The sequence below is a fragment of the Phyllobacterium bourgognense genome (genome assembly GCF_003337575.1).
Taxonomy (GTDB): domain Bacteria; phylum Pseudomonadota; class Alphaproteobacteria; order Rhizobiales; family Rhizobiaceae; genus Phyllobacterium; species Phyllobacterium bourgognense.
In genome coordinates, this window is the sequence record NZ_QPJM01000006.1 from 127,161 (window position 1) to 145,472 (window position 18,312).

21 protein-coding genes are annotated in these 18,312 nt (G+C 58.3%); 13 read left to right on the top strand and 8 right to left on the bottom strand.

Translation table 11 applies throughout. The features are described 5' to 3' along the window. Positions 1–100: 100 nt before the first annotated feature. The 5 genes from C7476_RS12800 to C7476_RS12820 all read left to right on the top strand — a co-directional run bounded on the left by C7476_RS12800 (position 101) and on the right by C7476_RS12820 (position 4,503). Positions 101–817, top strand: coding sequence for a DUF1223 domain-containing protein (locus tag C7476_RS12800; protein ID WP_114430305.1), 717 nt, complete (start codon positions 101–103; stop codon positions 815–817). Positions 818–921: 104 nt separating this feature from the next. Beyond that, the gene (locus C7476_RS12805) at positions 922–1,212 is read left to right on the top strand and encodes a pentapeptide MXKDX repeat protein (protein ID WP_114430306.1); all 291 of its coding nucleotides are present in this window, start codon (positions 922–924) and stop codon (positions 1,210–1,212) included. 346 nt (positions 1,213–1,558) lie between these two features. After that, positions 1,559–2,431: a cytochrome b/b6 domain-containing protein gene (locus C7476_RS12810; protein ID WP_114430307.1), complete on the top strand. Its 873-nt coding sequence runs from the start codon at positions 1,559–1,561 to the stop codon at positions 2,429–2,431. Continuing rightward, complete coding sequence (locus C7476_RS12815) at positions 2,428–3,201, top strand: molybdopterin-binding protein (RefSeq protein ID WP_114430308.1); 774 nt, start codon at positions 2,428–2,430, stop codon at positions 3,199–3,201. Before C7476_RS12810 ends, C7476_RS12815 begins: the two co-directional genes overlap by 4 nt. Before the next feature lie 261 nt (positions 3,202–3,462). Beyond that, a complete protein-coding gene (locus tag C7476_RS12820) occupies positions 3,463–4,503 on the top strand; it encodes a Tim44 domain-containing protein (protein WP_114430309.1) in 1,041 nt (346 codons plus the stop codon). A 207-nt stretch (positions 4,504–4,710) separates the two neighbouring features. Here the strand turns inward: C7476_RS12820 and C7476_RS12825 are convergent, their stop codons facing one another. The 3 genes from C7476_RS12825 to C7476_RS12835 are packed head-to-tail and all read right to left on the bottom strand — an operon-like array spanning position 4,711 to position 8,458. Continuing rightward, positions 4,711–7,005, bottom strand: a complete 2,295-nt coding sequence (locus C7476_RS12825) for a xanthine dehydrogenase family protein molybdopterin-binding subunit (RefSeq protein WP_114430310.1) — start codon at positions 7,003–7,005, stop codon at positions 4,711–4,713. Then, positions 7,002–7,985 carry an FAD binding domain-containing protein gene (locus tag C7476_RS12830; protein WP_114430311.1) on the bottom strand — a complete coding sequence of 328 codons (984 nt, stop codon included), beginning with the start codon at positions 7,983–7,985 and terminating at the stop codon, positions 7,002–7,004. The genes C7476_RS12825 and C7476_RS12830 overlap by 4 nt, the downstream gene beginning before the upstream one ends. Then, the gene (locus C7476_RS12835; RefSeq protein ID WP_114430312.1) at positions 7,982–8,458 is read right to left on the bottom strand and encodes a (2Fe-2S)-binding protein; all 477 of its coding nucleotides are present in this window, start codon (positions 8,456–8,458) and stop codon (positions 7,982–7,984) included. The genes C7476_RS12830 and C7476_RS12835 overlap by 4 nt, the downstream gene beginning before the upstream one ends. A 473-nt stretch (positions 8,459–8,931) precedes the next feature. On the opposite strand from C7476_RS12835, the gene C7476_RS12845 reads away from it, so the two are divergent. Together C7476_RS12845 and C7476_RS12850 are read left to right on the top strand one after the other, a co-directional pair. Next, entirely contained in the window at positions 8,932–9,555 is a 624-nt protein-coding gene (locus tag C7476_RS12845) for a TetR/AcrR family transcriptional regulator (RefSeq protein WP_114430456.1), read from the top strand. A gap of 90 nt (positions 9,556–9,645) precedes the next feature. Then, positions 9,646–10,320 (top strand): HAD family hydrolase, encoded by a 675-nt coding sequence (locus C7476_RS12850; RefSeq protein ID WP_114430457.1) that lies wholly within the window; start codon positions 9,646–9,648, stop codon positions 10,318–10,320. Positions 10,321–10,330: 10 nt separating this feature from the next. On the opposite strand, the gene C7476_RS12855 is transcribed toward C7476_RS12850, so the two are convergent. After that, positions 10,331–10,996: a TetR/AcrR family transcriptional regulator gene (locus tag C7476_RS12855; RefSeq protein WP_114430314.1), complete on the bottom strand. Its 666-nt coding sequence runs from the start codon at positions 10,994–10,996 to the stop codon at positions 10,331–10,333. A gap of 242 nt (positions 10,997–11,238) precedes the next feature. Here C7476_RS12855 and C7476_RS12860 point away from each other — a divergent pair, with 242 nt between their 5' ends. Both C7476_RS12860 and C7476_RS12865 read left to right on the top strand, forming a co-directional pair. Further along, positions 11,239–12,195, top strand: a complete 957-nt coding sequence (locus C7476_RS12860) for a homocysteine S-methyltransferase family protein (RefSeq protein ID WP_114430315.1) — start codon at positions 11,239–11,241, stop codon at positions 12,193–12,195. A gap of 105 nt (positions 12,196–12,300) precedes the next feature. Further along, positions 12,301–12,795, top strand: a complete 495-nt coding sequence (locus C7476_RS12865; protein ID WP_114430458.1) for a TIGR02444 family protein — start codon at positions 12,301–12,303, stop codon at positions 12,793–12,795. 101 nt (positions 12,796–12,896) lie between these two features. Here C7476_RS12865 and C7476_RS12870 read toward each other — a convergent pair whose 3' ends face one another. Next, the gene (locus C7476_RS12870) at positions 12,897–13,583 is read right to left on the bottom strand and encodes a GntR family transcriptional regulator (RefSeq protein ID WP_114430316.1); all 687 of its coding nucleotides are present in this window, start codon (positions 13,581–13,583) and stop codon (positions 12,897–12,899) included. Positions 13,584–13,860: 277 nt separating this feature from the next. On the opposite strand from C7476_RS12870, the gene C7476_RS12875 reads away from it, so the two are divergent. Next, positions 13,861–14,439: a transglycosylase SLT domain-containing protein gene (locus C7476_RS12875; protein ID WP_114430317.1), complete on the top strand. Its 579-nt coding sequence runs from the start codon at positions 13,861–13,863 to the stop codon at positions 14,437–14,439. A 50-nt stretch (positions 14,440–14,489) separates the two neighbouring features. On the opposite strand, the gene C7476_RS12880 is transcribed toward C7476_RS12875, so the two are convergent. After that, positions 14,490–15,149, bottom strand: coding sequence for a peroxiredoxin (locus tag C7476_RS12880; RefSeq protein ID WP_114430318.1), 660 nt, complete (start codon positions 15,147–15,149; stop codon positions 14,490–14,492). A gap of 245 nt (positions 15,150–15,394) precedes the next feature. Here C7476_RS12880 and C7476_RS12885 point away from each other — a divergent pair, with 245 nt between their 5' ends. Beyond that, on the top strand, positions 15,395–15,670 hold the full coding sequence (locus tag C7476_RS12885) for a DUF982 domain-containing protein (protein WP_114430319.1): 276 nt from the start codon (positions 15,395–15,397) through the stop codon (positions 15,668–15,670). A 120-nt stretch (positions 15,671–15,790) separates the two neighbouring features. After that, the gene (locus C7476_RS12890) at positions 15,791–16,051 is read left to right on the top strand and encodes a hypothetical protein (protein ID WP_114430320.1); all 261 of its coding nucleotides are present in this window, start codon (positions 15,791–15,793) and stop codon (positions 16,049–16,051) included. Positions 16,052–16,188: 137 nt separating this feature from the next. Here the strand turns inward: C7476_RS12890 and C7476_RS12895 are convergent, their stop codons facing one another. Continuing rightward, positions 16,189–16,809, bottom strand: a complete 621-nt coding sequence (locus C7476_RS12895) for a pyridoxamine 5'-phosphate oxidase family protein (protein ID WP_114430459.1) — start codon at positions 16,807–16,809, stop codon at positions 16,189–16,191. A 132-nt stretch (positions 16,810–16,941) separates the two neighbouring features. Between C7476_RS12895 and C7476_RS12900 the strand changes: the two genes are divergently transcribed. Further along, a complete protein-coding gene (locus C7476_RS12900; RefSeq protein ID WP_114430321.1) occupies positions 16,942–17,838 on the top strand; it encodes a LysR family transcriptional regulator in 897 nt (298 codons plus the stop codon). Between the two features lie 87 nt (positions 17,839–17,925). Here the strand turns inward: C7476_RS12900 and C7476_RS12905 are convergent, their stop codons facing one another. Further along, positions 17,926–18,309, bottom strand: coding sequence for a YkvA family protein (locus C7476_RS12905; protein ID WP_114430322.1), 384 nt, complete (start codon positions 18,307–18,309; stop codon positions 17,926–17,928). Positions 18,310–18,312 lie beyond the last annotated feature (3 nt).

Sequence of the window (18,312 nt, forward strand, 5' to 3'; positions counted from 1 at the left end):
ATCACCAATCCGTGATCGCTGTAACCAATTTCTACGCCGCTTCGTATTCCCTGATGTGACCGGCACATGGCCGTTCATTCGTAGTTTTCAGGAGTTGAAGATGGGAATTCGGCCAAAGCGCTCTCACATGCTGTCCATGGCATTGACCGCCGCAACTGTCATGCTTGGCGCGGGCGGTGGAGCCTATGCCGACACCTTGCGGCCGCTCACCGTGGTCGAGCTCTTCACCAGCCAGGGCTGTTCTTCCTGCCCGCCGGCAAACGCCAATCTGATCGAACTCAGCAAGCGCCCGGGCATCCTTGCCCTGAGTTTTGGCGTGACCTACTGGGACCGTCTCGGCTGGAAGGATATTTTTGCCAAGCCAGAATATACGGACCGCCAGGAAGTTTATGAGACGCCGCTTGGCCGCGATGGACCATTCACGCCGCAAATGGTGGTTAACGGGCGCGCCGATGTCGTCGGCAACAGGATTTCCGAAGTGGACCAGCTTATCAAGACGCAAGGGACCCTCAGCGCGCCGCGGCTGGATTTGAAAGACCGTTCCCTGACGATCGGCGAAGGCAAGGCGCCCGGCGGCAATGCCGATATCTGGCTCGTCACCTACAATGACCAGACCGTAAACGTGCCGGTCAGAAGCGGTGAAAATAGCGGCCACACGCTTCCCCATAAAAACGTCGTTCACAGCCTCACCAAAGTCGGTAGCTGGAGCGGCAAGCCGCAGACGGTGACTTTTCCCGCTACCAAGCCGGGACTGCGGACAGCCGTTCTCGTACAGACGCCGAATGGCGGGCCGATACTCGCCGCCGCCACCGAATAATTCAAAGAATTCCTGGTATTCCCAGGATCACGCGGATGTCAAAGGGCATCTGAAACTCGACGACACTTGCATTGGTGTCTCATTCAAACCAAGGGAGAACATCCATGAACATTCTCACTCGCAGCATCGCGCTTTCGGCTTTCATTCTCGCAACCGGATTTGCTGGCGCCAACATGGCGTCGGCCATGGACGCCAACAAGCCGATGACCAAGGCTGACTGCATGAAACATGCCGGCATGGAAAAAGACGCCATGAAGAAGGATTCCATGATGAAGGAATGCGACACAATGGCGATGAAAAAGGATACAATGAAGAAAGATTCCATGACGAAAAAAGATGCGATGAAGCCTGATGCCATGGGCACGATGGCTCCGAAGAAGAAGACTACAAACTAGGATCGGTCGATCTTCACGCCATGGCGGACTGCAAGCGGCGCTTTTCTGCGCTCCGGTGCTCACGTACCTTAAAGTACGCTCCGCTCCGGTTCTCGAAAACCACCGTTTTCGCCTCGCCCTGACATGAATCTTACAGACCCTAATATTTGATTGGGTTGTGCGTGGTTCGTCGTTCGACAGGCTCACGATGAAGAAGTTCACCATGAGTGAGGTCGATGCATATGGTGAGCGTGGTTTCAATCTCGCGACTTTGTGCATTGCTGTATTGAGCCAACTTCCCTCATGGTGAGCTTGTCGAACCACGCACAACCCGCTCCTCTAATTGTAAAGGCCCATGGAGGCTCGAATGGCAAGCGTCACATCAGGTGTCACCGACACCGCCAAGCCGAAGAAGGTTTTGTTCTATCGTCATTCCGTGGCGGTGCGCATCACCCACTGGCTGAACGTCTTGTGCCTGAGCTTCCTTTTGATGAGCGGCCTGCAAATCTTCAACGCCCACCCACATCTTTACTGGGGCCAATACGGTGCCGATGCGCTACCCGACCCTTCGTTCATTTCCATCGGCGCCGTCGAGGACGGTGACACGATCAAGGGTGTGACACGCATCGGTTCGCTGTCACTGAATACGACCGGTGTGTTGGGAGCCTCGACCGAGGACGGTGAGCTCAGCCCGCGCGCTTTCCCGGCCTGGATCACCATCCCGAGCTACCAGGATCTTGCCACGGGCCGCCGCTGGCACTTCTTCTTCGCCTGGTTCTTCGTCATCAATGGTCTGGTCTATCTGCTTTATGGCCTGATCGGCCGGCATTTCCGCCGCGATATCGTACCAACCAAGGATCAACTGACACCGGGCCATCTGGCACAAGAGATAGCGGATCATGCGCGGCTGCGGTTTCCCAAGGGCGAGAAAGCGCGTCATTATAATTCCCTGCAGAAGCTGACCTATATGGCCATTATCTTCATCATCCTGCCGTTGATGGTGCTGACCGGGCTAACCATGTCGCCGGGTTTCAATGCGATCTTCCCTTGGCTGCTCGACGTCTTCGGCGGCCGGCAGTCCGCCCGTACCCTCCATTTCATCAGCGCGTCGCTCATCGTCATCTTCGTTATCGTTCATATTGTCATGGTGCTGGTTTCCGGCGTCTGGAACAATCTGCGATCGATGATCACCGGCTACTACGCGCTGAAATTTGAACAAAAAGACGAGGTGTCGAAATGAGCTTCGATCTCACCCGCCGCCGTTTCCTGATCGGCTCGAGTGTCGCGGCAACAGGGCTGCTCACAGGCTGTGATGCGATGGTGCAAAGCACGACTGTCAACGACATCCTGCAAAAAGCCGAGTCGCTAACGATGGGCGCGCAGCGACTGCTGATGTCGCGGCAGACGCTGGCGCGCGAATTTTCCGAGGCTGATCTGTCACCCGTATTCAAGGCAAATGGCACCTCGCAACCCGACAGCGAAGACTATGCGCGCATGACGGAAAACAATTTCGCCGACTGGAAGCTCGCCGTGAACGGCATGGTAAAAACGCCGCTGAACCTGTCGCTGGCCGACCTGAAGGCGATGCCGTCGCGGACCCAGATCACCCGGCACGACTGCGTCGAAGGCTGGAGCGCCATCGGCAAATGGACCGGCGTGCCGCTCGGCCTCGTACTGGAAAAGGCTGGCCTTGCACCTGGTGCACGCTATGCCGTGTTCCATTGTGCCGATGACCTCGAACCATCACTCGACGGCAGCGGCCGCTATTATGAAAGCATCGATCTCGTCGATGCCTGGCATCCGCAGACGATCCTTGCCTACGGCATGAACGGCAAGGATCTCGAAGTCGCCCACGGCGCGCCCATGCGGCTGCGCGTCGAACGCCAGCTCGGCTACAAGCACGCCAAATACGTCATGGGAATTGAGCTCGTGGAGAGTTTCAAGAACCTCGCGGGAGGCAAGGGCGGCTTCTGGGAGGATCGCGGGTACGAGTGGTACGCCGGCATTTGAGACCCTTCGATTTATTCACCCTGATGGCCATCTGATGCGGTTTTCTGCGCTTCCGATGCTCACGGACCAATAAGTCCGCTGCGCTTCGGTTCTCGAAAACCACACCAGCTGACTCATCAGGCCGAATTCTCGAATGGTCTCGCGTCGCGCCTAGTTACCCTCATTCTGTGAAATATTGGCCTCCATCCTTCAAATTCGCTGAAGCCCTCACCATATGCGTGGACGAAGTATCACATGACACGCATAGAGGAGATTCTTTGCATGCCGCTTTACCTTTCTCGCCTTGGCCGGATTGCCGCGATTCTCGTGATCGGATTGGCGGTATCGTTCAGTGCTGTCTATGAGGCCGATGCCCGGCGTGCCGGCGGTTTTGGCGGTGGTGGCTTCGGCAGCCGCGGCTCGCGTACCTTCCAGGCGCCTGCGCCAACACGCACGGCGCCAGCACCGGCTGCGCCGATCGAGCGTTCGATGACGCCGAGGCCGCAAAACCAGCCAGGCGCCACGGCGCCGACGGCGGCGCAGCAACGGCCGGGATTGTTCGGCGGCATGGGCCGTTCGCTGCTGGGTGGCCTGCTCCTCGGCGGCCTGCTCGGCGCGTTCCTCGGATATGGCTTCGGTGGCGCTGCGGGCATGCTCGGCATGCTTTTGCAGATCGCATTGGTGATCGGAGCGGTCATGCTGGCCATGCGGTTCTTCCGTTCGCGCCAGTCTTCGCCGGCAACTGCAGGTCCAGCGCAGGGTTTTGGACGCAACGCCTATGATGAAGAGCCATCGAACGTCTCGCCGATGCGCGTACCGACGATAGGTTCTGCCTCGAACCAGAATACGGCGGGGCAGGCTCCTGCGGGTAACAGTCATGGCTATGCTTCGGCGGGCCTGGCTGCGGCGTCGGACGAAATCGGCATCAAGCAGGATGATCTCGACACGTTCGAGAAGCTTCTGACCGAGGTGCAGACGGCCTACGGCAAAGAGGATTACGCGACGCTGCGTAATCTTACCACGCCGGAAGCCATGTCCTATCTTGCGGAAGAGCTCGGCCAGAATGCGACGGACGGGCTGCGCAACAGCGTCTCCAACGTGAAGCTCCTCCAGGCCGATATCGCCGAAGCCTGGGCCGAAGGCGACGCGCAATACGCGACGACGGCCATGCGCTATGAGAGCGTCGATTCGATGGTGGACAGGCAGACCGGACGCGTCGTCAAGGGCGACGAAGAGCAGCCCTCGCAGACGACCGAAGTCTGGACGTTCGTACGCAAGGCCAATTCGGACTGGAAGTTGGCGGCCATTCAGGACGCCGCGTGAGAGACCTTTGCCAATCCACCCTGTTGGCCATCTGATGCGGTTTTCTCCGCTTCCGGTGCTCACGGACCAATAAGTCCGCTGCGCTCCGGGTCTCGAAAACCACACCAGCTCGCTCATCAGGCTGAATTCTCAAATGGTCTCTGTCCAAGATGTTCGACAAAGAAAACCCGGCGCGAGTGCCGGGTTTTCTTTTTCCGAGAAGGGATGCTAGATCAGCTTTTCGAGCGTGATCGGCAGATCGCGGACACGAATTCCGGTGGCGTGGTAGACCGCGTTGGCGATGGCCGGCGCGACGCCGACAATGGCGAGTTCGCCTACGGCTTTCCCGCCCAGGATCGAAGCGTTTGTATCCGGGATGCCGACCGATATGACCTCGAGATCGGGGATGTCCGCATTGGTCGGGACGAGGTAGTCACCGAGGTTGTTGTTCATCACGTGGCCGTTGCGCTGATCGACAAGCCCTTCCTCGAGGAGGGCCTGGCCGATGCCCATGATGATCCCGCCCTTCCACTGACTTTCAGCGAGCTTCGGATTGTAGAGCCGGCCCGAATCCAGTGCCGACACCATGCGGGAAACGCGGACCGTGCCGAAATCAACATCGACCCGCACCTCGACGAAATGGACGCACCAACTGTGCATCGAGTAGTCGCCCTCGGTCGGTGAAAGCATGGTCGAGATCGTCGTGAAGTTGCGGAAATGGTCATCCTTGTTGCGCAGGTTTTCCGGCAGTGTGTTACGCAGCGCCTCGATACGATCTCGCCCTGTGCGTCGCATCACCTCGGCGATGGCAACACTTGAACCCGCATCGCGCGGCGATGACATCTGCCCGCCCTCGATGGTCAGCGTATTGGCCTGCAGGTCGCGGAACGGCGAATTCTGATCGTTGATGGCAAGACCGATCAGCTCGTCGCGCGCGGCGAGAGCTGCTACATGCACCGCGCCGGTCATAAGGTTGGCAAGCTGCGAACCACCGGCAACCGGGGCGCGCGGCAAGGAAGAGTCGCCGAGCTTGACGACGACTGTCTCGACGGGCACGCCGATCGCCTCAGCCGCCGTTTGCGCGAGGATCGTATAGGTACCCTGGCCCATATCTATGCCGCTGCTGGCGACCTCGATGGTGCCATTGCTGAGGATGCGAACCATTGCCTCGCCCGGCGTGCGGCGAACCGGGTATGTGCCCGCGGCAACGCCGTAGCCGATCAGTTGCTTGCCTTCGCGCATGGAGCGGACGCTTGGGCTGCGTTTCGCCCAGCCGAAGGCTTCGGCGCCGGCGGCATAGGCTTCACGCAAGCGGCGGGTCGACCACGGCTTTCTGGCGTGCGGGTCCTCTTCGGCGTAGTTGAGCAGGCGGATATCCAGCGGATCGATACCAACCTCGTAAGCCAGCTCGTCAATGGCGCATTCGATGCCGAAGGCGCTGGGGTTTTCACCAGGCGCACGCAAGGCACCTGGCTTGACCGTATTCACCGGCACGATGTTCTGGCGCGACGAAAAATTCGGAACCGCATACATGATCGAGGTCACCGAGCCCAAAGGTTCGACCGCGACGTCGTCCATCGACGTCTCGTTGGCACTGCGATGCACGATCGATAACAATTTGCCTTCGCGGGTGGCACCGAGTGCGATGGTCTGCCGTGTCGCAGGGCGGCCGCCAAAAGCGGTGAAGGTCTGCGGCCGCGTGATGGCGAGCTTGACAGGACGGTCGAGCATTTTTGCGGCGATCGCGGCAACGGCGCCGTATCGGGCGGGGAACGCCTTCGATCCGAATCCGCCACCGATATAGGGCGACAGCAAGCGGACTTTCTCGAAGGGAATGCCGAACCATTCGGCATAGGTGCGGGACATGCCGTCGATCCACTGGCTTGGCTCCCACAGGGTCAGCATGTCGCCTTCCCAACGGGCAATCAGGCCATGCGGTTCGATGGGCACGTTGTATTCGCGCGGTGTCCTGTATTCCTGTTCGATGCGGACGGGAGCAATGGCGAGCGCAGCTTCGGCATCGCCCCATTCCTTGGTCATCATATCGATCGGGAAGCCCTCGCCGGACCGTGGATCATCGAAACTCGAAATCGGTGCGGTCTCGTCATACGTAACCTTGACGAGTGCTGCGGCAGCGGTAGCCTGTTCGAAGGTCTCGGCAATGACAGCGGCGATGTGCTGGCCGGCGAAGGTGACCTCGCGTGCGAGCGGCTCAAAAGGAGCCTCTGCCGGCGGTGCGCCAGTCCAGTCGGTGGCGCTCTTGATCGGCAAGGCGTTGTCCGGTGTCAGAACGAGCAGAACGCCGGGATAGGCCTCGGCTGAGCCCGTATCGATAGCGACAACGCGGCCGGAAGCGATCGTGCTGTCGATGACGACTGCGTAGACCATGCCTTCCGGAAAGTGTTCCATCGCATAATCGGCGGCGCCGGTGATCTTGACCGGGCCGTCGATGCGGGCGAGGCGCCCTCCAAGCAAGCCGTCGGAGGCGTCGCCGTGTTTCATTTTGGTGTCAACAATTGTCATGCCAAAGCTCCCGATTTCAGGATGGCGCGTTCAACGACGCGGGGGGCGAGTTCGATCTTGTAGTGGTTGCCGCCATGGGCGATGGCGCTCTCGACGGCGAGACGGCTGGCGTTCTTGATGGTGTCCGGCTCCAGGACCTTGCCGCGAAGAGCATCTTCGACGGCGCGGGCGCGCCAGGGTTTCGTCGCGACGCCGCCGAGACCGATCCGGATATCGCGGATGGTCTCGTGATCCGCCTCGAACTCGATGCCGACGGCAGCGCTTGCGGAGGCGAACTCATAGGACTGGCGGTCACGCACCTTCAAATAGCTGGAGTGCCGCGCGGCGGGTGAGGCGGGGATGGTGATCGCAGTGATCATCTCGCCAGCCTGCATGGCGTGTTCCTTGTGCGGTGTGGTGCCGGGGAGGAGGAAGAAATCGTCGACGGGAACCTTGCGTTCGCCAAGATGCACAATGGCATCGAAGGCGACGAGGGCAGCGGCGAGATCACCAGGGTAGGTTGCGATGCAAGCGTCGCTGGTGCCGAGAACCGCATGGCCACGATTGACGCCTTCCATGGCGGAGCATCCGCTGCCGGGAACGCGTTTGTTGCAGGCGGGAAAGCTCGCAGGGTCGCGGAAATAGGCGCAGCGCGTGCGCTGCAGAAGATTGCCGCCAATCGTTGCCATGTTGCGGATCTGCGCCGAAGCCGCCTGCCAAAGCGCTTCCGACACTGCGGGAAACTCAGCAAGAATGGCAGGATCAGCCGCGACGCGGCTCATCTTTGCAAGCGCGCCGATGAAAGCGCCTTCGGCATCGACACGGATTGCATCAAGGCCTTTGAGATGGGTGATATCGACAACCCGTTCAGGCGCGTTCACGCCGCATTTGGCGAGATCGAGCAAAGTGGTACCGCCGGCGAGCAGCATGGTTGCTGGCATGGCCGCGGCGCTGAGCGCTTCGTCGACCGAGCCGGCGCGCAGGTAGGAGAAATCTCTCATGACATCACCTTTGCAGCTTCGCGGACCGCCTCGACGATGTGCGGATAGGCACCGCAGCGGCAGAGATTGCCCGACATATATTCGCGGATTTCATCATCGGAGCCCGCATGGCCTTCGCGAATGCAGGAAACGGCGGACATGATCTGACCCGGTGTGCAGTACCCGCACTGGAAGGCGTCATGTTCGAGGAACGCGGCTTGGACCGGGTGAAGTTCAGCCCCGGGATCGGACAACCCTTCAATGGTCGTGACGGCGCGGCCTTCGACCTGAACTGCCAGCGTCAGACACGAAAGCACACGCTCGCCGTCGACATGAACGGTACAGGCACCGCATTGGCCCTGGTCGCAGCCTTTCTTGGTGCCGGTCAGTTCAAGATGATCGCGCAGCGCATCCAGAAGGGTCACGCGGGGTTCGACGGCGAGGGCATGTGCCTTGCCATTGATTTCGAGATTGATGGTGGTTTGATTGCTCATGGGAGTCCTGCTCCTTAGGTCGTAAACTCATAAATCTGGTGAAAATGGCGCCTGAAACGGCAAAAAGATGCGAGGAGAGACGCGAAGGGCGGGGTCTTTCCCCCGGCCGAGCGGTTCGACATTGCAGCTTGCAGCCGTTTTGGCGTCCGGAGGATATGGTCAATCTTCCCGGCAACATCGTCGCAAGGGACTTGAAAATGGATAAACATTTCCATCGCCCTTGCTCCTTGTATCCGAAAAGATGACCTCATACCATTTCCATCAGATTTATCAGTTTACGACCTTATGCTTGGGAAGAGTCCAACGGGACCGCCAGCGTTCGGTTGCGTTCAAGGCGCAAAAAAACATGACATGCTGGTCCCAAATAGGGTATCAGTCGGGAGGTGACGAGATAATCGGAGGTGCCTCCGTTTCTCCAACATAGCGGCTTGGGCGAGAGGGTTCAAGCCCCAATCGCCTCTGGAGCCGAAATATTGCATCACAAGGAGCTGCCCGAATTGAAGGAAGCGAAGCCATCGGCGCCCGCGAAGCGGTTGCGGGCGGATGCTAGCCGGAATCGGGAAAAGCTCATCGGAATTGCTGCGATTGAATTTGCCGAACGCGGCGGCAGCGCCTCGCTTGAAGAGATAGCGCGCAAGGCCGGCGTTGGCATAGGCACACTTTACCGGCATTTTCCAACGCGCGAACATCTCGTCGAAGTGGTGTACCGCCGGGAGGTCGAGGCGCTTTGCGATGCCGCAGTGGAACTGGCGCGCAACAACGCTCCCGATGTTGCCTTGGCCGAATGGATGCAGCGCTTCGTCGACTATATTGCCGCAAAACGTGGCATGGCCAACAGCCTGCGCATCCTCTTCGACACCAATTCCGAGGTATTTGCCAATACGTCCGGCATGATCGGCTCGGCTCTGCAGCGTCTCGTCGATGCTGCCGTGGCAGACGGTTCCGTCCGCAGTGATATCGATATATCGGATATTTCTCAGGCATTGTCGGGGATTTATTCAGCGCCGGATACGCCCGATTGGCGCGACCGATCCCGCCGCCTGGTCTCGCTGCTGATGGATGGGCTTCGTTGGGGATCGGCAAGATCCAGACGATGAATTTGTGTGGTTCGCCCTTCGACAAGCTCGAACGCTCACCATGAGGGTAGTTGCACCTTCCATTACAACAGAGAAGAGAGAACCATCGTGCTGACAACGCCATCCGCCTTCGACAAGAAATACGCCGCGTTCCTCTTTGACATGGATGGCACGCTGATCAATTCTACGGCCGCAGCGGAACGTGTCTGGGCAAGATGGGCGGAAAAACAGGGGCTCGACGTCAAGACGTTCCTGCCGACCATGCATGGCGCCCGCGCGGTGGATACCGTGCGCCGGCTGGGTTTGCCCGGCGTCGATCCAGAGGAAGAAGCCACCAGGATCACCGATGCCGAAATCCTCGATGTGGAGGGGATCGTTCCGCTGCCGGGCGCTGCGGACTTCTTGAAGGCATTGCCGCCGGAAAAATGGACGATCGTCACCTCATCGCCGCTCGAACTGGCAAAACGCCGGTTGGCAGCAGCCGGGATTCCCGTGCCTGACAACCTCGTAACGGCGGAGGACGTCCAGGTCGGCAAGCCCAATCCGGACTGCTACCTGCTGGCGGCACGCAAGCTTGGCGTTGACGCGAAAGATTGTCTCGTCTTCGAGGATGCCGTACCGGGGATTCTCGCAGGTGATGCGGCCGGGGCCGATGTGATGGTGATCACGGCCACGCATAAGCACCCTATCGAGACTGCGCATACGACGATGCGCGACTACCAGGACCTGCACACGCAGGTCGATACGGACGGGCGGCTCTCATTGAAACGAACAGTCGACGCGTAGGGTAGCCCGATCAGTTAACCGTTTCCGATATCCCCGTGGAATTCGGCATCGGGACTCTTATTTGCGGCGTTGATAAAAACAGCAGTTTTATGAAACTGCGGAAGGCCATGACCTGCCGCTCGATCCTTGAAGGGTCATTCAGTGCCTTCGACATGATGATGCTGCCATCAACGACGCAGGAGAGCATGTCCGCCACATCGTCGAAATCAATCGCGTCGCGCGGAGGGTGCTCAAGTGCGATATTGTCGAGAATGGCGCGGAACCTGGCGTTCCATGCTTCAACCGACCGCGCAGTCAGGTTCAGGACTTCACGGTCGAACTGGCGCTCCTGATAGCAAATGCATGCGATAAGACAGCCGGGGTGACCATTCGGCAGATCGGACATGACCTCGGCGAGGAGCTTCAGGCTGATCAGGAATGCCTGGAGCGGATCGTCCGAGAGTTGGTGCCCGCGCTCGATGACATCGTCGAATACCCGGTCATTGGCGCAGACGTAGCGTTTCAGCATGATGTGCGCGAGTTCGTTCTTGTCCTTGAAGTGATAGAAGAACCCGCTTTTCGTAATACCCGCCTCGGCGATAATCTCCTCTATCGAGGTCGCAGCGAAGCCTTTGGCCAGCACTGACATCTCGGCGATTTCCAGAATACGTTCGCGGGTTTCGGCTCCCTTGCGCATGATGTTGTCCCCCGGAATACTGTACCTCCAGTACAGTTTTGGCAGCTTCACGTTATCACAGGGGAGGGTTCTCTCGCCACGATCTCGCCTATCCTGCTGAAATAGCGTTGGTTTCTCTCGCCCGAGAATAACCCGACCATGAGGTTTCTAGATTGCCTGGAACGAAAGGCGCAAAACAGGACGTGCCGGGTGGCGAGGCAACCAGCCCATACCGGCCACTCTTGGAAGGGACGATAATAATCATGGCCAAATACCGCAAAAACCTGCCGCAACTCGAGGGGACCACTTTCCTCAGTGACGGTGGCATGGAGACCACATTCATCTTTCATGACGGGATCGATCTTCCTGAATTCGCATCCTTTGTTTTGATGGCGACACCGGAAGGCAGACAGCGACTGAAAGACTATTATATCAGCTATCTCAAGATCGCTCGCGAGAACGGCGCCGGCTTCATCCTCGACACGCCGACATGGCGGGCAAACCCGGACTGGGGCGCCAAGCTCGGCTATGACGCCGAGGGCTTGCGCGCAATCAACCGGGATTCGGTCGACCTGCTGCTCGAACTTCGCAAGGAGTTTGAGACGGCTGCGACGCCTTGCGTGATCAGCGGAGCAATTGGACCGCGCGGCGATGGCTACAAGGCTGGCAACATGAATGCCAACGAGGCTGAAACATACCACGCGGCGCAGATAGAAAGTTTTGCGCAAACCGAAGCGGACATGGTCGCGGCCTATACGCTTACCAACTACAATGAAGCCATCGGTGTTGCGCGGGCAGCAAAAAACCATGCCATGCCTAGCGTCATCTCGTTCACGCTCGAGACTGATGGAAAACTCGTGACTGGCTTGTCGCTGGGCGATGCGATCAACCGGGTGGATGATGCAACCGGAGGTTCACCAGCCTACTATATGATCAACTGTGCGCATCCGAGCCATTTCGTTGATGCACTGGAGAAGGGTGAGGCGTGGCTCGATCGAGTGCGCGGTGTCAAGGCAAATGCGTCAACCAAGAGCCATGCGGAACTCGATGATTCGGTTACGCTCGACGCGGGAGATCCCGTCGATCTCGGGCGGTGGTATAACGGGCTGACCAGGTCATTTCCGAAAATGCGTATCCTTGGCGGGTGCTGCGGCACGGACCATCGCCACGTTGCGGCGATCTGCGAGGCTTGTTCAACGCAAACGGCCCAGAGCGCTTGAACCCGACCAGCAACATTGTCGGGTTTGCCTTCCTTCATGCTCGCGAAACTGGTAAAGCGGGGCCGGATCAAGTCATCCGGCCCCGCAATTGCGATGAGGGACAGCATGCAAGACATGAATATCGGGCTATGGGATTTTGCACTGCGCCTTTACAAAGCCCCCGACGTCGCCGATGCATGCCTGGCATTGCAGGAACGCAATGGCGTCGATGTGCCTGTGCTGTTGTTCGCTGCCTGGCTCAAGCATGGTTCCATCGCACTTTCTCCGGCAAAGACAGTGCAGATTATCGCGCTGGTCGACGAATGGCGCGATGACGTCGTTGCCCCATTGCGCGCCATCCGCCAGCGCATGAAGACCGGACCAAAACCGGGACCTGACAAACACACCGAAACCCTGCGCGACGCCGTGAAAGCTGCCGAACTTTCTGCGGAACGCATCGAGCTTATGGAACTAGAAACGGCGGGGCTGGCACTCGCGACGATTTCAGACGATAGCAACCGTTCGACCGACGAGAACCTCGCACTTGTGGTGCGTTATTATCATGGCTCGACTCTGGATTCCGAAGCGCGCAAGTCCATCGCAATCGTGGAACGGCAATAGAGCAAATTTTGTCCAAATAGAACCGTTCTGATTGGCCAAATTCACAGAGCTTCGGCGTTACCCCGGAGGCCCCGGTTATGCAATGATGAGACGGCGCATGGTTAGTTCGCCGGCTCTGAAGCATGCAGCGCCGAGCGGGCGGAATGGGCGACGTGCTCTTCGGCAGCAGCCTTTGCCGCGGCCTTGTCGCGTTTGGCGATGGAAGTGACGATCTTCTCGATCTCGGCGATGCTCTGGACGCGCCGCTCCGGACGCACCACGGAACGCCGACGCAGCGGGGACGTGAGAACGGTCAGCTTGCTCAGGACACCGAACGCAATCGGATTGCGCGCTCCGGTGCAGATACGGTCGTAGAAATCGCGTTTACTGGCGACGATCTCTTCGGCATTGCCATGCAGGTAAGCTTCCTTCAAACGCAGAAAATGGGCTTTCAAGGCTTCGACCTCTGCATCTGGCGCATTCTCGATGAACTGTTCGACAATCAAGGGTTCGAGAACGCCGCGGATGCGGTAGATATTCTCCGCGTCCTCCGCTGTCACGGTGACCACGGCAAGACCGCGATTGTTCAGGTCGGTAAGAATGCCTTCGGATTGCAACTGGCGCAGCGCTTCACGCAGTGATGTGCGGCTGACATTGAGCTGCTGGCACAGATCTTTCTCCACAAGACGCGTACCTGGCTCCAGCAATCCCGTCTCGATTGCGCGCCGCAGCGACTTCATGATCTTGTTTCTCAGCGGCGCAGACTCGTGTGTCAGCGGACCGAATGGTTCTATGACCGGGTCGTTCATTGTATCCCTCGCAATGCTGCTGCCTGCGTTGTGTTGTCTGTCACTCAGCGCCGACCCGCCGGCGCTTAAGCTATATCAGAATCGGGCGATAGTCGCCGGATTATGCTTTCTTTTCAATATCGCGTGCCGGTGTTTCGGGTTTCATACCACGTTTGGAGCCGCGCAGTGTCAAATCGATCTTTAATCAAATTTTAAGGAGGAGATTACGAATCAATTAACCGGTAACCAGTCGTTAGGAATTCCGGAATAGGTGATTGGGCAAGACAAGGACCTGCCCATGCGCCGCATCATGTTCATTGCGTTGTTGTTGCTCACAGGCTGCGCCACAGCGCCAACCCAGACCAACAATGTCTGTGCCGTATTCGATCAGAGAGACGGCTTTTTCAACAATTGGTACAAGCAGGCCAAGAGTGTCGAGACGGAATATGGCGTGCCGGTTCCCATCCTCATGGCGACGATCTATACGGAATCCGGCTATCAGGCCCGAGTGAAGCCGCCGCGTACAAAATTGTTCGGCTTTATTCCGTGGTCACGGCCATCCACTGCATATGGGTATTCGCAGGCCCTGGATGGGACATGGGCGGACTATCAACGCGAAACCGGACGCTGGACCGCCCGGCGAACGGATTTCAGCGATGCGGTTCGATTCGTTGGCTGGTACCATGCAAGGAGCCATCAGATGAATGGCATTCCGCTCAACGATGCCTACAATCTCTACGCCGCCTACTATGCCGGGCCGAATGATTATGCGCGCGGTGCGTGGCGCAGCAAGCCCGGTATCGACCGAAGCGCTCGGCGGACAGCCGCGGTCGCAAGCAGCTACGCTGCTCAATTGAACAACTGTGGCCTACAGTAGGAACAACAGGGTGAAACCCGCCGGTTAGGGCGGGTTTCGTGTTGTGTCATTCAGGCGCCTGGCTGCTTGGTCTTGCGCAGATAGGGCAACACGCGCTCGAAGCCGCCGAAACGCTGGTTGGCGTCCTCATCCGAAACCGCTGCGGTGATGATGACATCCTCGCCCTGCTTCCACTGGGCCGGCGTTGCAACCTGGTGTTTCGCTGTGAGCTGGATGCTGTCGATTGCGCGCAGGATCTCGTCGAAGTTGCGGCCCGTGGTCATCGGATAGGTGAGGGTCATCTTCACCTTCTTGTCCGGACCAATGACGAAGACGGAGCGCACGGTGGCGTTGTCGGCGGGTGTGCGGCCCTCGGACGTATCGCCGGCTTCCGCAGGCAGCATGTCATACAGTTTTGCAACCTTCAGATCCCTGTCGCCGATGAGGGGGTAGTCGACCTCATGCCCGGTTGCCGTCTTGATATCCGCCTTCCACTTGTCGTGATTTTCGACAGGATCGACCGAAATGCCGATGATCTTGGCATTGCGTTTGGCGAATTCCGGTGCAAGTCCGGCCATGTAGCCAAGCTCGGTCGTGCAGACCGGCGTGAAATTCTTCGGATGACTGAACAATACGGCATAGCTGCCGTCGATCCAGTCATGGAAATGGATTTCGCCCTGCGTGGTTTCAGCAGTGAAATCCGGTGCAGTGTCATTGATGCGAAGGCCCATCGCGTTTCTCCCGTATCGTGATTTGAAGGTTTTCGCCTGCTCGCCGCGCGAACCAGGCGAGTGTATCTAATTCCGTTTCAGTTTTGCGAACGTAGCACAAGCGGCGTTGCATGAATATGTCTGTGACCGCCTGTCTTTCGCGATTGCGGAAGTAAACCGGGAACGCACCCTGAGGTTCAACTAGATACAACGATGCAATTTGGGAAACCGGGGAACCTAAATTTGAGCCCTTGCGTTCTAGCGCTATGGAAAACGTCTACTTCAAGTCTGTTACAGTAGAGTCACTCTTTCCCGGCAGGTTGCGCACGATCGTTTCCGTCGCGGAAGCAGCAGAGTTTCTCTTGAACGAATGGCCAGGCAAACGTGGCCGCCTCCACGGCCTCGCACAACAGGCGTGTCTCGAAGCCATGGATGGAAGTGCGACCGGCGACATGGCGCGCTCCGTGTTCGTCGAAGCCGCCAAAGAAGCGGATATTTACGTCGAAGGAAACGTTGCCGGCGCATTGATGCCAAGACAGTGACAATAGCGTTAATCAACATTGGTTAGATCATCAGCGGTAAAATAGCTCTTACGGGCTATTACGTTTCCGTCAAGAATCTTGGAATGATTCAGGCAGGGGTTACGTGATGGGCACCAAATAATGAACGAAAAACTGGGGCAGCTCTTTAGCATTCTCAAAGAACAATCCGACGAAATAGCACAACTCAATATGGACTACGCAGTGGAACGCACGCTCGTCACAGGCGTGATGTCCCTGCTGAGTGCACGCGGTTTGTTGCTTGATGTCGATTTCGATGAAATCGCCGAGATTGGGTCGAGGGTCGGGAATTCGCAATTCTCGTCGCTCCTGGCAAGCCGGATCGAGCGTTTGAAGACGTGCAGCCCGGCGCTGCATAACTAGGTCAGTAAATCTTCACGCCATGGCGGTCTGGAAACGGCGTATTTCTGCGCTCCGGTGCTCACGTACCTAATGTACGCTGCGCTCCGGTGCTCGAAAACCACCGTTTTCGCCTCGCCCTGACATGAATCTCAACAAACCTATCGCGCGAGGCTGCGCAAGCTGGCAATCTCCGCTTCGAGCGACTTGATGCGTTCGTCGCGCTCGGCCAGCAATGCTGCCACATCGGCGGCCTCGAAACGCATGGGAATATGCTGCGGGCAGTTCATGTCCCAGGCAGTAACCGTGAACAGGATTGCCTGCTCAGGCCGTGCGCGATAGCCCTCCGGCATCAGTTTTTGCATGAGATCTGGGTCGTCTTCGACAGTCCGGGCTTCGCCCCATAGTTTCACACGCTGGCGGTTGCGATAATCGATGAGAAACAGGAACGCCTTGGGATTGTCCGCGAGATTACCGGACGTTATGTACTGACGGTTGCCGGCAAAATCCGCGAACGCGATGGTCGTGTCGTCGATGACGCGCAAAAAGCCGGGTGGGCCGCCGCGGTGCTGAATATAGGGCTGGCCCTCGCCATTTGCCGTGCCGAAGAAGATGCTTGTCTGGCTGTGGATGAAATCCGCCAGGTCGGCCGTGATCCGCGTTTGCCACGAGCCACGCTGCTCCATACTCTCATAGCCATGGCGGGACCCCTTGCGGGTCTGAATCGCTTTGACGGTCGGCGTGAAAGCGACGTCGCTGGCAAAGGTCTGTTCGGATGACATGTCCAACTCCTGGGAGAGATTGAGATCCAAGTGCAGCTGAGATGCAGCACCAGGCATCAAAGTAGTCTCTTCCATAAAATTGCTGTAGATGTTAGCTATTGGAGTTTTCATTCCGAAAAATGGAAGGCTTGAATGGATCGCCTGGATGCAATGGAGGTGCTTCTCGCGGTTACGGGGGCGGGGAGTCTGTCCGCCGCCTCACGCCAGCTCAAGATGCCGCTTGCGACGGTCAGCCGAAAGGTCTCCGACCTCGAGGCGCATCTGAAGACTCGTTTGCTTATCCGTTCGAGCCGGCGCGTCTCGCTGACCGATGCCGGCCGCGCCTATGTCGAGGCGAGCAGGGCCATTCTGGAGCAGGTCGACGAGGCGGAGCGCACCGCAGCGGGCGAATACTCAACGCTTAAGGGTGATTTGGCGATGACCGCGCCGGTGGTATTTGGCCGGCTTCACGTGTTGCCCGTCGTGATTGAATTCCTCAAGCTTTATCCGGAAATCAATTTGAGGCTCAGTCTCAGCGATCGTCAGGTCAACCTGGTGGAAGATCATATCGATCTCGCGCTGCGCATTGGCAATCTGCCGGACAGCAATCTTGTCGCGACCAGGGTCGGCTGGATCCGCCGTGCGGCCTATGCGAGCCCGGCCTATCTTGCGCAACGTGGTGTGCCCGAGCGCCCCGAGGGTCTTGCTGGCCATGAGTGCATCACGTTCGAGGGGCTGAATTCGCCACGAAGCTGGACTTTCATGGATGGCAAGAAAGAGGTCACCGTGCCGGTCCACTCCCGGCTGAGCGTCAGCACGGCCGACGCGGCAATCGATGCGGCAGTTGCGGGTTTCGGCGTGACACGGCTCCTGTCCTATCAGGCTACCCGCGCTCTGGCGGCAGGCGAATTGCAGATCGTGCTCGAGGCGTTTGAACCGGAGCCGTGGCCGGTGAGCCTGATCTACGTAGGACAGGGGTTGGTGCCGCTGAAACTGCGGGCGTTTATGGATTTTGCTGTGCCGAGGCTGAGGGAGCGTGTTTTTCAGTGACGTTGGGATCATCAACGGTGTCGAAGCACCGGGTGTGTGCACTCGATTGCAGCAGCGGGCATATATGTCGCCTTCAAAAGCCTCCAATCAGCGCGAGGATAAAAAGAGCCATAGAGTAAAAGCTGCAACACAAATCCAGAGGATGACGATCGCAATGGCTGCACCACGGCTCGTCGGACGGTCAGCCATCGCAGCTGCGGTCTGCCGATGTTCAGCGATTAAGTCTGGTGGGATCATCCGGACAACAAGCAGGATACCAAGGGGTACCAGAATAATATCGTCGAGATAGCCGATGATCGGTATAAAATCCGGAATGAGATCAATCGGCGACAAAGCGTATGCAGCCACAATAAACGCAAGCGCCTTGGCATACCAAGGCGTACGTTTGTCCCTCGCAGCGAAATAGACTGCATAGATATCTCGCTTGATGTTCTTGGCCCAGGCTCGCAGCCGTTCAAAAGTGGTTGTCACGAT